The 15168-nt window shown below is 37.8% G+C and carries 10 protein-coding genes; 5 read left to right on the top strand and 5 right to left on the bottom strand.

Annotated elements, in window-relative coordinates:
* Window positions 1-51: 51 nt before the first annotated feature.
* The gene (locus tag IEV85_RS08790; RefSeq protein ID WP_188462376.1) at window positions 52-2502 is read right to left on the bottom strand and encodes a PAS domain S-box protein; all 2451 of its coding nucleotides are present in this window, start codon (window positions 2500-2502) and stop codon (window positions 52-54) included.
* Window positions 2503-2983: 481 nt separating this feature from the next.
* On the opposite strand from IEV85_RS08790, the gene IEV85_RS08785 reads away from it, so the two are divergent.
* Window positions 2984-3262 (top strand): TIGR03643 family protein, encoded by a 279-nt coding sequence (locus tag IEV85_RS08785; protein ID WP_188462374.1) that lies wholly within the window; start codon window positions 2984-2986, stop codon window positions 3260-3262.
* Here the strand turns inward: IEV85_RS08785 and IEV85_RS08780 are convergent.
* The 3 genes from IEV85_RS08780 to lpxK all read right to left on the bottom strand — a co-directional run bounded on the left by IEV85_RS08780 (window position 3259) and on the right by lpxK (window position 6849).
* The gene (locus IEV85_RS08780; protein WP_188462372.1) at window positions 3259-3852 is read right to left on the bottom strand and encodes a MiaE family protein; all 594 of its coding nucleotides are present in this window, start codon (window positions 3850-3852) and stop codon (window positions 3259-3261) included. The two genes, IEV85_RS08785 and IEV85_RS08780, sit on opposite strands and share 4 nt — an antisense overlap.
* Window positions 3853-3923: 71 nt before the next feature.
* The gene (locus tag IEV85_RS08775; protein ID WP_188462370.1) at window positions 3924-5765 is read right to left on the bottom strand and encodes a putative porin; all 1842 of its coding nucleotides are present in this window, start codon (window positions 5763-5765) and stop codon (window positions 3924-3926) included.
* A 34-nt stretch (window positions 5766-5799) separates the two neighbouring features.
* Window positions 5800-6849: a tetraacyldisaccharide 4'-kinase gene (gene lpxK, locus IEV85_RS08770; protein ID WP_188462369.1), complete on the bottom strand. Its 1050-nt coding sequence runs from the start codon at window positions 6847-6849 to the stop codon at window positions 5800-5802.
* Between the two features lie 406 nt (window positions 6850-7255).
* Here lpxK and IEV85_RS08765 point away from each other — a divergent pair, with 406 nt between their 5' ends.
* The 4 genes from IEV85_RS08765 (at window position 7256) to IEV85_RS08750 (ending at window position 12983) form a co-directional block, all read left to right on the top strand.
* Window positions 7256-9718 (top strand): 3-hydroxyacyl-CoA dehydrogenase/enoyl-CoA hydratase family protein, encoded by a 2463-nt coding sequence (locus IEV85_RS08765; protein WP_188462367.1) that lies wholly within the window; start codon window positions 7256-7258, stop codon window positions 9716-9718.
* A 138-nt stretch (window positions 9719-9856) separates the two neighbouring features.
* Entirely contained in the window at window positions 9857-11029 is a 1173-nt protein-coding gene (locus IEV85_RS08760) for a thiolase family protein (protein WP_188462365.1), read from the top strand.
* Window positions 11030-11101: 72 nt separating this feature from the next.
* Window positions 11102-12199, top strand: a complete 1098-nt coding sequence (locus tag IEV85_RS08755) for a Nif3-like dinuclear metal center hexameric protein (RefSeq protein ID WP_188462363.1) — start codon at window positions 11102-11104, stop codon at window positions 12197-12199.
* A gap of 4 nt (window positions 12200-12203) precedes the next feature.
* Window positions 12204-12983 carry a zinc ribbon domain-containing protein gene (locus IEV85_RS08750; RefSeq protein ID WP_188462358.1) on the top strand — a complete coding sequence of 260 codons (780 nt, stop codon included), beginning with the start codon at window positions 12204-12206 and terminating at the stop codon, window positions 12981-12983.
* A gap of 662 nt (window positions 12984-13645) precedes the next feature.
* Here IEV85_RS08750 and IEV85_RS08745 read toward each other — a convergent pair.
* A complete protein-coding gene (locus IEV85_RS08745) occupies window positions 13646-15151 on the bottom strand; it encodes a DUF4301 family protein (RefSeq protein ID WP_188462355.1) in 1506 nt (501 codons plus the stop codon).
* Window positions 15152-15168 lie beyond the last annotated feature (17 nt).

Below are 15168 nucleotides of genomic sequence, written 5' to 3'. Positions count from 1 at the left end.
TACTTAGAAGAGAAATTAAATTCTTACCATTATTACTTCAATAATTATTTCTTACTTAATATAAGGCAGAATTACATTAAAGGTAGCGCCATTTCCAGAGCTTCCTTCTGCGTTGATAATCCCGAGATGATTCTGGACAATTCGCTTGCACATAGCTAAACCTATTCCTGTTCCTGAGTAATCAGCTTTGCTATGCAGCCTCTGAAAAATATTGAATATCTGCTCCTGAAATTCCGCTTCAAAGCCTATACCATTATCTACAAAGCTTAGTTTGATGTAATTGCAGCTGGTATCCAATCCATTTACATACTTATCATCAAAATTCAGCTCTTTTGCCTTTACCTGAATCACTAATGGTGTTCCATTTTTGCTGAATTTTAACGCATTCCCGATCAGGTTTCCAAACAGTTGCTCCATTTGAAGAGGAATGGCATTAATTGCGGGCAAAGTATCATATTCTACCCGTGCCGCTTTTTCTTCTATCAATAATTCATAATCCAGGATGGTATTTTTAATTATCTCGGTCAGCTCCACTCTTTTAAAAGCCCTTACCTGGTTCAACAACTCAGAATAGGTGAGTACATCCTTAATCATATTGTGCATTCTATTGGATGAAACTCTAATTTTACTAAGGTAGTTTGCCGAAACCTCATCTACCTTATCACCCAACCCACTTTCAAGCATTTGTGTAAAAATGGCAATTTTCCTGAGAGGTTCCTGAAGATCATGAGAGGCTATATGAGCAAATTGCGCCAGTTCAGCATTTGATTTTTGTAAGCTGCTATTAGCTTCCGCCAATTCCCTCGTTCGTTTACTTACTACATCCTCAATTTTTTGGCGCATTTTAACCTGAGGAGTTACATCAGTGGCTATGGCCATAATATTGGAAACTACACCATCTGCTGAGTGGTTGGCCTGGTACACAAAATCTACGTAAACTGTTTCGGCTTCTCCCTTCCTTGGTAGTTTTACAGGCACTCCTTCAGCAGAAACGGTTTCTCCTGTGGAAAGTACTTTATTTAGCAGCCCTTCCAGTCCTTGATTTTCAGCCTCTGGAATACCATCAAAAACAGGTTTACCTAAGATATCTTCTCTTTTTACTCCCCAAAGCTCCAGCATTTTATTATTAGCTAATTCCACTATATAGTTTGGCCCTTTCATAATGCAGATAGCTACAGGAGCCTGGAGTATGGTATCCTGCAAATGTTTTTCGTTCTGTTTTATTTTTAGGTTAGCAAAGTTAATGTCAGTAATATCAGCAGCGGTATTCATCACACCATATACCTTCCCGGCAGCATCAAAAAGAGGTGTAAAACTGTAATTAAAGTAATGTTCCTTTAGTTCACAATTAACATTTAAAAAAATCTTCTGGTTTTTTGCATGAAAGGGTTCTCCACTATCATATACTTTCAAAAGCTTTTGATAAACCTGCTGGTTCTCTAATTCAGGTAGAACCTCAAAGTAGGTTTTGCCCACTATATCATACCCCCTGGACCAAACATCCATAATTGACTTATTTGCCAGCACAATTCTCATCTCCCTGCCTACATAAACACCTATAGGAAAAGGGGCATTTTCTACAATACTTGCCAGCCTTTGTTCACTTTTCACAAGGTTTTGCTGCGCATTTTTCATTTCAGTAATATCAAGGCAGGTACTTAAAAAGCCTTTAAATACTCCATCATTACTAAAAAGGGGAGGTATTTTAGCTAAAATCCATCTATATTCATTATTTTTATTTAAAAGCCTGAGTTCTATTTCAAGCATTTCCCTATTCTCAAATGCCTTGCTATAAGATGTCAAAAATCTCTCCTTGTCATCAGGGTGCAACAAATCCCTCCAACCTTCGGTGATTAGTTTTTCCACGGACCTACCGGTAAAGTCTTCCCAGGCTTTATTGAAATAATCAATCCGTCCATGTTCATTGCTTGTAGCAATCAGCAAATCGGCATTCTCCGCCAACAACCTAAATCTCTCCTCACTCTCCTCCAAAGCTTGACGGGCTTTTATTTTACTGGTAGTTTCAGTGCAGACCACCAAAACACCTTCCACATTCATATCGGAAGAAAAAATTGGGCTATAACCAAAAGTCCAGTATACATCTTCAAGCTTGCCATTTCTGTAAATGGGAAGCAGTTGATCTTCGCTCCAAGTGGCCTCTGCAGTTGTTCTCACTTTATGAATTAGAGGATAGATGGTATCCCATATTTCAGGCCAGCATTCTTCAGCTTTCTGACCAAGCGCTTTCGGATGTTTTCCTTCATTGCCCAAACTGGGGCGGTAAGCATCATTGTAAAATTGAATTAAATCATCTCCCCACCATAAGAACATAGGAAATTTTGATGACAAAATCATGGAAAGAGTCAATTTTAAACTTTGTGGCCAAAGCTTAGGAGGCCCAAGAACAGTCTGGGACCAATCGAAGGTCCTTGTCAACTCGCCCATTTCCCCACCTCCTGATATAAAAGACCACTCCTTGTGATCTTCAGAAGCCTTATTCATAAAAAAAATTATAGTGTTAAGTTAAAAAATTTAAGTTAATAAACTAGTATAAAGTCAGTGGGACATGTTATTTTCAATAATGAATTGCCTAAACTGTACAGATAAAAATCAATAAAACAGCAAAAGGATAGCACTTAAAGAATATAGCTTTAAGCTTTCTTTTCTGCAGTTAATAAATGCTTTAAAGCTTTAATTAGTACTTTTTAAAAGGAACACACCTCCTCTTTTAATTTTTAAAAATATGTAATAAGTTAAGAACAATCAAACCACTTACACAAAATAATAATGACATACTTAAAGAACTAAAATAAAAGCATGTTACCTCACATATCATTTACATACACAACAACCTCTTCTGTATATAATACAATTACAAAAATTAACATATTGATTTGTTACAGGTAAAACCTATCAGGATAAGAAAGCTTTACCACTTTTTCTCATTTTCCGAACATTCCGGGTACTCCTGAGTTTTTACTACATGTCGAAAATCAAAAACTTAAAAGCCGAAGAAGTAGATAGAATAATTGAAATGGCATGGGAAGACAGAACTCCTTTTGAGGCTATCTCCCAGCAATTTGGCGTTCCTGAAAAAGAGGTGATTAAAATTATGAGAAGAGAAATGAAGCCTTCAAGCTTTCGCATGTGGAGGAAAAGAGTGCAAGGAAGGGCCACAAAACACATCAAACTCAGATCCGAAGAGGTAAAAACCTTCAAATCAACCCGTCAGAAAACTATTAGTCTGAATAGATATTATTAATGTATTCTATCAGCTCTTGGTTCCAGGTTTTTCATAATTTCTCCCTCTCCTTTTAAAAGTTCTTCCCACCTTTTTCTCACCACATCCTTAGGCATATAAGTTTCTGCCAGCTCAAGAAAATTTCTATAATGTCCGGCTTCCGAAACCATTAGCTCATAGTAGAATTTCTTTAGCTCTTCATCTTTCAGGTGCAGGTGCAACTGCCTGAACCTTTCGCAACTTCTGGCCTCAATTAATGCATTGATCAGCAATTTTTCCATTACCTGATGCTTCCTGTTGCCTCCTTTAATTTCCAGCTTCAACAACTGCACAACATATTCGTCTTTCCTGGGGAAGCCCAGTTTATAACCTCTTTTATTCAGTTGTTCAAGCACCCGTTCAAAATGCGACCATTCTTCTGCCACTACCGGGGTAAGCATGTCAACCAGTTCTACCATATCAGGAAATAAAGTGATTAAACTAATACACGAGCTGGCTGCTTTCTGCTCGCAGTAAGCATGATCAACTAAAATATCTTCTACATTTTTTTCTGCAATATCCACCCAGCGAGGGTCTGTGGGTAAAGTAAGGCCTAAAGTAAATTTCTCCATTGCTAATTCTATAATTTCTAAAAGCTATAGTGCAGTTACTGATTATTAAATAACGATTTGCGAAAATTCATTTAATCAAAAAATGACCAGCTAACTCCCAAATCAAAGACGCTCTGCTGACCTGTGTAATAAGGTGTAGTAAAGTATCCATCAGCATTTAAGCCCTGGTTAAAGTGGCGGTACTTAAGAAAAAAGCTGGCTGTATTGATTTTAAAACTAAGGTATACATCCCCAAAGAAATATCCGGGAATTTCAAAATCGTTTTGCAGGAAAAATTGTTGCGTCACGGGGTCATAATCATCAGCAAAATAGGCGGACTGATAATGTGCATCTATCCCAAACCTGACATATAAGTTTTTGATCAGGTTACGCTCATAATAGAAGTTAGCTGTTAAAAAATGCTCCGGAATCCGGAATAAATTGGCATCGCTTCCTTCAATGGTGGTAAAAATATAATCTGCATCTAAATGGAAATAGGAAAAACGGCTTTTTACCTCCAACCCGGGATGTAACATGGTAGCCGTTCCGCTACTCTGCTGAGGCATTGCCTCTGTATCAAAATACATATGGTTAGTTACCACTTTTATCTCCGCTTTAGGGTTGAGCTGTATATTATCTTTCCAGTTAAATTTAACCCTTCCCGAAAGTTTTTGAATCTGCTCACTCCCAAAACTGTTATCCCAGTAGTCGTGGTTTCCGAAGTATCTTTCATTAAAAAATGGTGCAGGGAATTGCATTGATAATGCCTTCACCTCTAGAAAAGGGATATTCAAGGTGCCTTCCAGCTTATAATTCCCGCTTAATTCAGTCTCTGCAGAGGCTTCCAGTTGCCAACCTTCCCTGGGAGCCAGGCGGATATAACCTCCACCATAATTTTCATCCAGCGGATTCACAGAATCCAGATATTTTACCGCATAGCGGATATCCTTCCGCTTCAGATAAAAGCGATAAAAAAGCTTAGAAAGGTCTCCTTTAAGCCCTACTTCATTTTGAACATAGTAATATTTAGTAAGATCAGATGTGGTATCGGTTCGGATTAAAAAGTTATCAAAAAAATCCACATCATCAGCCCCATCCGGATCGGTATCCCCAAAAGTATTCATCCGTTTAGTACGATCAAAAGTATGATAGAGCTGCACTATATTATTGATTTTATACTGTTGGTAAATATGGTACTGCTGCCTTAATTCCCCTGCCTGAGCATTTCTAAGGTTAATATCTGCATCTTCGTAACCAAATAAGTTATCATAAATAACTTCTGAATCATCCGTTCTGATACCACCTGTTTCATTGACCTTGTGATAGGTTCGGGCAAAATTAAAAAGCACTCTGTATTTTTTATTCGGGGTCTGGTAATCGGTAAAAAAATCGTAAGAATGAGAGATCGCATTCAAATCGCCCCGGCTTTGCAGTGGCCCGATTTGTTTATCTACTGTCCAGCGCCTGAAGGAGAAGCCTGCATTCCAATTTTCCGTTATATTTCTTGAAAAATCTATGCCTATATACGCCCGGTAATTTCCTCCGATTACAGATCTCAATTTGGTATAAGGTGATTTAGTATCGTAATACCTGAAATCATCAGGAGTTTTCATATAATAGTCAAAAACGCTGAAACCGCTTCTTTTTCCAATAATTTCCGGAGCATCAGTAAATATGGGCTGCATTGCAGTTCCCACAGTGCCTAAATTTTGATAGTAATAGCGTTCTTGTTCTACAGGATCCCACAAATGCACATTATCCAATGTAGTATCTACCACCTGGTATTTAATATTATTATTCTTAATAGCTTCTTCAGTGGTGTAAAGTGTGGTTTCAAACCCATACACCAACTTGGTGGAGTCATCAATTACCTGGGAATAGGCAGCCCTTCCTCCCAGAAAAAAAATCGATATGAAAAGTAGTCTTTTAATCAAAACAGTTGCGAAATTAATTATAATAGTGGATTTTCTATTTGTCTTTCAAGGATTCTTCAAGCAATTGTTGAAAAGACTTCTCCTGCTCCAAAAATTGTACCATCATTGGCATGTAAAACAGATTGTTTTTCAAAGATGAATCAAATAACTCATGATTACTTAATTTAACCCAGTCTTTCTCGGTAGTAATCACATCCAAACCTTTTTGCTGAGCAAATAAAGATATTTCTTCTATTTCAGTAGACGAAAAGAAATGGTGGTCCGAATATTTAAAGTGCTTCACAACGGTATACTCTTTCTGAAGGAAATCAATAAAAGGAGCAGCATGTGCAATTCCGGTAACTACTGCAATTTCTTTTTTTATCTTTCTTTCAATAAAAGGTGAAAAAGCATTCTGGTAGCTAATTCCTGCAAAATACACGGGCTTGTTTAAAAAATACTTCGAGGCTGACTGCCTGATTTCCTCTTGCTCTTCCCGGGAGAGATTCAAAGGACATTTGGTAATCACCAGCGCATCTGCCCTGTCAATCCCTTTTCTGCTTTCCCGCAGCCTGCCGGAAGGCAATACATAATCCTTATAAAACGGATGCTGGTAATCCGACAGTACGATGGATAAATCAGGTTTTACACTTCTGTGCTGAAAAGCATCGTCTAAAATAATCACTTCGTTTTCCGGGTGTTCATAAATTATAGTAGGAATGGCCAGAACTCTCTCCTCGCCTACTGCTACCCTAACTTCCGGAGTAAATTTGTTATAGATTTGATAAGGTTCATCCCCCAGGGTTAAAGCAGTATCTGTTTCTTCTGCCAACCTGAAACCTTTTGTTTTCCTTCCATATCCACGAGACAAAACAGTTGTTTTTCCGGCATACCCCAATTGAAGTAAATGCCTGCAAATATATTCCACCATAGGGGTTTTTCCTGTACCTCCCACAGATAGGTTGCCCACAGAAAACACTTTTGTTTCAAACTCAAATGAAGTTTTTGACCCTATATTGTACAGGTGGTTTCTAAACTGAGTTACCCACTTATACAATAAGCTAAAGGGCGACATTACTAACTGCCAATATTTATTATCGAACACGCACTATTCTTTTAGCTTCAAAAGTAATTATAAATTCCCCCTCTTCAAATATGAGAATTACATTTCAATAGAACGGCATGCTATAATGAGCTTCTTTTATGATGAATTTTAGACGCATATATAAACAATGTGAAAAGTGGATCGTAAAACTAAAAACAAGCAATTTCTATTACCGCGCAGAAGGTTACTATTTATACAACTAACCTTCTCATTTCAGAAATGTATATTTTTTAGTGATTTGATTGTTCAGGCATAACTGACTTCTTATTTAAAATCAGGTTGAACCAACTACCTTTTTAAGGTTAAGATTTTTACATTAAAATAATTGAGAAGGCTATTTAAGAATATATTCAATTGCTAAAACTCCTGAGAAATTGTGATAGTGAAAAACTGCAACTAAAAAATTATGGATAGAATTATCAAAAAAATAGCAGTATTAGGGTCAGGAACAATGGGAACCCAAATTGCCTGCCATTTTGCCAATATAGGTGCAGAAGTCCTCCTGCTGGACAGAGTGCCTCCGGAATTTACAGAAGAAGACAAAAATAATGGTTTAAAAGAAGACAGTACCTCATTTAGAAGCAAATTTGCCATTAACAATCTTAAAAAAGCGGTAAAAACACAACCATCCCCACTGTTCACTTCAGATTTTGCTTCGAGAATTAAACCTGGGAATTTTGAAGATGACCTGGATAAAATAGCAGCGTGTGACTGGGTGCTGGAAGCCATTATTGAAAAGCCTGAACCTAAGCGAAAGTTGTATGAAGAAGTAGAAAAGTACCGAAAAAATGGCACTTTGATTACCAGCAACACCTCAGGAATTGCTATTAGTAAATTATCGGAGGGCCGATCAGAAGATTTTCAGAAACATTTTTGTGGTACACACTTCTTCAATCCACCACGTTACCTGCAATTGCTGGAAATAATTCCCGGAACTAAAACCAGTGAAGATGTTATACAATTTCTCCAGTCTTTTGCTGAAATACACTTAGGTAAAACTGCCATTACCTGTAAAGATACTCCTGCATTTATTGGTAATCGAATTGGTGTATATGCTATCATGCTCACTATTCAGTTAATGCAAAAAATGAATCTGAGTATTGAGCAGGTAGATGAATTGACAGGCAAAGCGGTAGGAAGACCCAAAACAGCTACTTTTCGCACCGCAGACCTGGTGGGCCTTGATGTGCTGGCTGATGTGAGCCATGGTTTGTATGAAAACCTAAAAAATGATGAAGAAAGAGCCGTTTTTAAACTCCCCGATTTTATGCGAAAAATGCTGGAAAATGGATGGATTGGAGATAAGGTAAACCAGGGATTCTATAAAAAGGAAAAAGAAGGTGGTGATACTAAACTATACACCTTAGACCCTGCTAAAATGGAATACCGACCAAAAGAAAACCCCTCCTATTTAATTGTGGAAGAGCAAAAGAAACAGGAGAGCCTGGAAGACCAGTTTAAATCGATGGAAGCAGGAAAGGTGGAAGAAACTAATTTCCTAAAAAAAATATATCTTAAAGTAACAGGTTCAGACAATGATAAAGCTGTCATGTTCTTTAAAGAATTTTATTACCGGCTTTTTGCTTATTGCTCTAACAGAGTACCTGAGATTACAGAAGAAATATACAAAATTGATGAAGCAATAAAAGCCGGGTTTGGCTGGGAAGCCGGTCCCTTTGAAATATGGGATAGCCTGGGCCTGGAAGAGACTACCAAAAAAATGAACATGGCCGGCTACAAGCCCGCTGGATGGGTGGCAGAAATGATTCAAAAGGGCCATTCCTCTTTCTATTCCCACCACAATGGCAGAAAAAATTACTACCATCTCCAAACAGAAGAAAAATTACCGGTTCCTCTAGCCAGGAGGCTTATTATATTAGAAAATTTTAGAGAAGATAATACTATTTGGCAGAACGCAGGCTGTAATGTTATTGATGTGGGTGATGGTGTATTGGTAGTGGAATTTACCTCCAGAATGAATACCATTAACATGGAAGTGATGGAAGGCATTAACAAAGCGATAGACCTCGCAGAAAATGATCCCCGGTTTAAAGCTGTAGTGATAGGAAATGATACGGATGATTTTTCTCTTGGAGCTGACTTAGGGATGATAGGTAAAAATGCGGTGGTTCGAAATAAAAGCACCATCGAGGATGCTCTACATGAATTCCAGGACCTGATGTTAAGGATCAGGTATTCTTATATTCCTGTAATAGCTGCCCCCAAAGGCAAAACTTTAGGAGGAGGATGTGAACTTTGCTTATACACGGATAGAGTGCAAGCGGCAGCTGAAACCTATATGGGTTTGGTTGAAATCGGTGTAGGGTTAATTCCTGCAGGAGGAGGTACCACGGAAATGGTAAGAAGGGCAAGTGCTGAAATGGTGGATGAAGCCCCGGACTCCCCGCATCTGCAGTCATACCTGATGAATATTTCCACTGCTAAAGTAAGTACTTCTGCTGAGGAAGCTTTTCAAGTTAAATATTTAAGAAGAGGTGTGGACAGAGTAAGTATGAATAAAAAAAGGGTTTTGACGGATGCCAAACATCTTGCTTTGGAACTGGCTGAAAACTATCGCCCCCCTGTAAAAACCAAATCGATAAACGCATTGGGTAAAAATGCCCTCAGCTTTTATCTATCAGGAATAGCCAATATGCATACAGGTAATTATATGACCGACTATGATAGGGAAATAGTAGAAAAATTAGCTTATACCATGTGCGGAGGTAGTCTTTCAGGAAAGAATACGGTAGAGGAAGAATACATGATGAGGCTGGAAAGAGAAAGCTTTTTAGAATTAGTCACTAACATGAAAACCATTGAAAGAATGGGCAGCATGCTACTAAAAGGCAAACCTAAAAGGAACTAATCAGGAATGAAACAATTATAAAATGATTGCTTCCTAATGACCGGTTCCCAATAACTAACTCTTAATGACCGGTTCCCAATGACTAATTCCTAATGACCAGTATAATAAATAAGAAAAAGAAATTAAAAAAACAGCGAGATGAACAGCGCATACATTGTAAAAGGATATAGATCAGCAGTTACAAAAGCCAATAAAGGTAGTTTTAGAGAAACCAGATCGGACGATTTAGCTGTGAGCGTGATAAAATATCTTGTAGAGAATACAGAAGGTCTTTCTGCAAAAGATGTAGATGATGTGATGGTTGGCTGTGCTGTCCCTGAAGCTGAACAAGGCTTACAAATGTCGCGCTGGATAGCACTCATGGCATTAGGAAAAGAAACTCCCGGTGTAATAGTGAATAGATATTGTGCTTCAGGGCTTGAAACCATAGCCATGGCAACTGCCAAAATTAATATGGGTATGGCTGATGTAATTATTGCAGGAGGCACTGAAAGTATGTCAATGCTTCCTACCAGAGGGTGGAAAACATCTCCTAATTATGAAATTGCCAAACACCATTCGGACTACCTGATCAATATGGGGCTTACAGGAGAAGAGGTAGCTAAAGATTATAAGATTTCACGGGAAGAACAAGATAAATTCGGGCTCAAATCACATCAAAACGCTATCAATGCAATCAAAAATGGATATTTTAAAGAGCAGATCGCTCCCATAGAAGTGAAAAGAAACTACGTGGAAAATGGGGAACCTAAAGAAGAGGTATTGAACGTCACAAAGGATGAAGGACCTATGGCTAACACTAATTTGGAAAAAATGGCCAAATTACCTCCTGCTTTCAAAAAGAATGGGACCGTAACTGCCGGTAATTCCAGCCAACGCTCCGATGGAGCTTCCTTTGTAGTGGTAATGTCAGAAAAAAAAATGAAGGAGTTGGGACTTGAGCCGGAAGCACAATTAATAGGATGCTCAGTAATGGGAGTGGATCCGCGGATAATGGGAATAGGTCCTGCCTATGCTGTGCCAAAAGTACTAAAGCAAACGGGGTTAAAGTTGAAAGATATTAACCTTGTTGAGTTAAACGAAGCATTTGCAGCGCAATCAGTTGCTGTAATTAATGAGCTTGATATGGACCCGGAAATCGTGAATGTAAATGGAGGTGCCATTGCTTTAGGGCATCCATTGGGTTGCAGTGGAGCGAAACTGACTGTACAAATCATGCATGAACTTAAAAGAAGAAAGCAAAAATACGGTATGGTAACGGCCTGTGTGGGTGGCGGCCAGGGAATAGCCGGAATAATTGAACGTTTTTAAGTATAATCATATCAGTAAAATTGCGTTGCATATAAAAGTTAATAACTTTGAAAGAATACTTGTTAAATATATATGGTTAAAATTAAAGAGGTCATCAACCACTTAAATTCCATAGCTCCAATGGCTTACCAGGAAAGTTATGATAATGCAGGGTTAATTGTGGGAGATGCCAACAAAGAAGTTAAAAACATATTAATTACTTTAGATGTAACTAAGGCTGTTGTTCAGGAAGCAAAAAATAAAAACTGTGAGTTAATAGTTGCCCACCATCCTATTATTTTCAAAGGGCTAAAGAAGCTCACAGGAGCTAACTATGTTGAAAGAACAGTGATTAAAGCTATCCGGGAGGAGGTGGCCATTTATGCCGCCCATACCAACCTGGATAATGTAAAGCATGGAGTAAATGCCAAAATCTCAGAAAAAATTGGTCTCCAAAATTTACAGATATTAGTTCCTAAACAGCAGCAGCTAGCAAAATTGAGCGTATTTGTCCCTGAAGAGAAGGCTCCTGAGCTCAAGAAAGCACTTCATAATGCAGGTGCAGGTCAAATTGGAGAATATAAAGATTGTGCCTTTGAAAGCAAGGGAACAGGTAGCTTCTCCCCCTCTGAAAAAGCAAATCCCACCATCGGCACTAAAGGAAAGCCTGAAGAAGTGCAGGAAATTAAAATTGAAGTCATTTTTCCTCTGCACTTAAAACATTCAGTATTGGAGGCCATGCGAAATGCACATCCTTATGAGGAAGTGGCTTACTATTTACATCAACTGGAAAACGATTATACGGATGTAGGTTCAGGAATGATAGGTGAATTAGCCATCCCTTTACCGGAGGAAGATTTTCTGAGGCATTTAAAGGAAACGATGAACCTTCAGGTTATAAAACATACCCACTTTATAAATAAAAAAATTCAAAGAGTTGCGGTTTGCGGTGGGTCGGGCGCATTTTTGATTAAAGCAGCAAAGGCACATAAAGCAGATGCCTATGTATCAGCAGATATAAAATACCATGAGTATTTCGATGCTGAAGACAAACTATTAATAGCCGATATTGGACATTTTGAAAGTGAGATATTCACAAATGAATTATTTTATGAGATTTTGCGAGAAAAATTTGCTAATATTGCACTCCAATTAGGAGAGACTGTTACGAATCCGATAAAATATTATTAATTGCATGGAAAGTACTGTAGCACAAAAGCTTGATGCCTTAACAAAATTACAAGGCATAGATTCAAAATTAGACGAAATTAAGAAAGTAAGAGGTGCACTTCCTGATGAAGTTCGCGACTTAGAAGATGAAATCGTAGGATATGAAACCCGTATCGAAAAATTTGACGAGACGGTAAAAGCAATACACGATGAAATTGAAGCCAGTAAAAAAGGCATCAAGGAAGCAGAAAAAATGATTGCGAAATATGGTGAGCAGCAAATGACTGTTAGAAATAACAGGGAATATGATGCTATAACTAAAGAAATAGAACTTCAACAACTTGATATCCAGATTCTTCAAAAAAGAATTAAGGAAGCAGAAGCTAAAATTGAAGAGAAAGTTTCCGGTATTGAAGAGACGAAGAGATTACACGAGGATCGTCAGAAAGACCTCGAAAACAAAAAATCAGAGTTAGAAAACATTAATTCTGAAAGTGAAGAGGACGTTAAAAAGCTGGAGAAAGACAGAGAAAAAGCATTAAAAAACCTGGAGGACAGGTTGGCAATTTCTTACCAGAAATTAAGAAACAATGTGAGAAATGGTTTAGCTGTAGTACCGGTAAAAAGAGGTGCTTGTGGCGGTTGTTTCAATACAGTTCCACCTCAGAAGCAGGCAGATATTCGAGACAGAAAGAAAATCATAGTTTGTGAACATTGTGGTAGATTATTAACCAACGTTGAAGAAGAGGTAGTTGAAGAAAAGCCGAAAAAGAAACGTACTGTAAGAAAAACAGCTTCTAAATAAGCTAACAATTTCATTTACAGAAAAAGGCCTGAAGGTAATATTGCTTTCAGGCTTTTTTTATGCATACAGGAAAAAATAACCAAAAGATTTTGCCTTTAACTACTTAGGCACATTTTATCTCAATAGGACAAAATGATATACACAACAATTCGGCATCCATCAGCTACGCACAATCCTCCATTATTGCTCTAAGGGTTCTATTGCTTAGCCGCTAAGATGAATTCAAAGCTTCAGAGCGCTCACATTGCTCAGATGGTACTGTTATGAATTTGTCGCTGTAATAATATTGGCATAGTGGTTCTTGTGCTATTTGTTTTCATGACCAAAATACCTACTATGCCTAAGCTGGAAGACAGACTCAGTTTAACCCCCCAAGAAAAAAGTCAACTCAGTGCTAATTCAAACCTGAAGAAAATTTGTACATAAAAAAGGTGCCAAAGAATCACTTTGGCACCTTTTGTTTGAATCAAGAAATTATTTTTTTTTAGAATTTCAGTCTATATTTTTGCATCATACAGGCACCTCATTAAATAAATCCCGACTACAAACCCTGTATTTCTTTTGCCTTTATAAACAAAGGTTATTTGACCTGTGAATATTGGAGAATATATAAGAGTGCTCTGCAGAATCTAATGTCTGGTATCTAATATCTGCTCCCTAATCTATACTCCCTGATGCTCTTTCCTCAAAAGGTCATTCACTGTTTTAACAGGATTAAAAGTCACTAAAGGTACTTCTACAAATAAGGTGATCCAATTTGACATAGCACCATTCCATAAACCCGGCAACTCCTGTGCTTTAAGCGCCTTCCCATCTTTCGACTTTTCTGTTATAAATCCTGTTTCCGGATCTATGTATTTTAATAAGTCGAATTTCCTTCCATGTAAATCCTTCAATCCGCAAACCACATCTACAGGGTTAAAATGGGTAGCTGACTGCAAAGCTTGTTGCGCTGTGGGGTCGTTAGGGTCTATCTGAGAAGTTTCAGCAATTTGAAGAGATAAAGAGCCATCTGACTCGCTTACCCAAAATGGCCCACCACCAGGCTCTCCTGTATTAGGCACCATTCCACAAACACGGATAGGTCTGTGAAGCAAATATTCAACGTACCCTACTTTTTCTGCAAAAGGCAAATCGTCATAGTCATTTTTGAAAATGATATTTAATTCCTTCTTGGCAAAATTCTCTATTTCTATTAATTCCAGTTCATTAATGGTGCGCTCAAGTTGGTTTTGATAAGAAAATATCTTCAACTGCACATTCATCAATAAACCACCCAGTGCCTTTTTATACCTGATAGTTTCCGACTTCAAGTGGTCAGGTACTACATTATCAATATTTTTGATGAAAACGATATTTGCATCAAGGTCATTCAAATTCTCGATTAAGGCGCCATGTCCTGCCGGCCTGAAAAGAATTGTTCCATCACTTTCGTAAAATGGCTGATTGTTCATATCCACCGCAATGGTATCTGTTTCCGGCTTCTGCTGAGAAAAAGTAATCTCAAAATTGGCAAAACCTTTATTAATTTTATCTACATGTTCCTGAAAGGCTTTTTGATGCTCAGGAGAAACAGTAAAGTGTAATCTTACCTTATTGTCTTTCCCTTTGGCATAATTCTCGCCCTCTGTAAAATGCTCTGCTACAGGAGTTTTAGCTTTATCTCCATATTTATGAAATTCCAAAAGCCCCTTAGGTTGCTGCCCATAATTTAAGCCTTCTTCAGTTAATAAAACTTTCACAATACGGTGATAATCTTTGTTTTGTAGAGACTCCTGCAACCCTGAACCATGGGCTTTTAAAGCTTTATCCAGGCTGGGTGCAAAGGCAAATTTGTTAATATTTGTAAAAAATTTGATAAGGAATTCATCTGTTTCAGCTTTTGAGGCATCTTCATCTAAAAAGGCAAATAAATTTTTGAACATTCGGCTGGCTGCACCACTTGCAGGAACAAATTTACAAATCTCATAATCAAGAGCGCGCTTTTCATAAAAAGAAATGAAATGCTCCATGCTATCATCGCTTAGCTTAATAATCCCATCCTCAACAGTGGCCGCTCGTTGAATGGGTAAATAAGGAAAACCTGATTCAAAGCGTCTTAACTGCTCCTCAATAGTATTTAAATTTTTTCCAGATTGAGTTATTTTATCTTTTACTTCTTGGTTCATGTGTGGTTTTTAGTTTA

This window comes from Marivirga lumbricoides, assembly GCF_014636295.1.
GTDB classification, from domain to species: domain Bacteria; phylum Bacteroidota; class Bacteroidia; order Cytophagales; family Cyclobacteriaceae; genus Marivirga; species Marivirga lumbricoides.
Note: the sequence above shows the minus strand (reverse complement) of the source record. Positions and strands in the feature narration are given on the sequence as shown.

What these genes read in the sequence shown, in the direction of transcription:
- IEV85_RS08790 (WP_188462376.1), bottom strand. Translation starts at nt 2,502, where the DNA reads ATGAATAAGGCTTCTGAAGATCACAAGGAGTGGTCTTTTATATCAGGA.
- IEV85_RS08785 (WP_188462374.1), top strand. Translation starts at nt 2,984, where the DNA reads ATGTCGAAAATCAAAAACTTAAAAGCCGAAGAAGTAGATAGAATAATT.
- IEV85_RS08780 (WP_188462372.1), bottom strand. Translation starts at nt 3,852, where the DNA reads ATGGAGAAATTTACTTTAGGCCTTACTTTACCCACAGACCCTCGCTGG.
- IEV85_RS08765 (WP_188462367.1), top strand. Translation starts at nt 7,256, where the DNA reads ATGGATAGAATTATCAAAAAAATAGCAGTATTAGGGTCAGGAACAATG.
- IEV85_RS08760 (WP_188462365.1), top strand. Translation starts at nt 9,857, where the DNA reads ATGAACAGCGCATACATTGTAAAAGGATATAGATCAGCAGTTACAAAA.
- IEV85_RS08755 (WP_188462363.1), top strand. Translation starts at nt 11,102, where the DNA reads ATGGTTAAAATTAAAGAGGTCATCAACCACTTAAATTCCATAGCTCCA.
- IEV85_RS08750 (WP_188462358.1), top strand. Translation starts at nt 12,204, where the DNA reads ATGGAAAGTACTGTAGCACAAAAGCTTGATGCCTTAACAAAATTACAA.
- IEV85_RS08745 (WP_188462355.1), bottom strand. Translation starts at nt 15,151, where the DNA reads ATGAACCAAGAAGTAAAAGATAAAATAACTCAATCTGGAAAAAATTTA.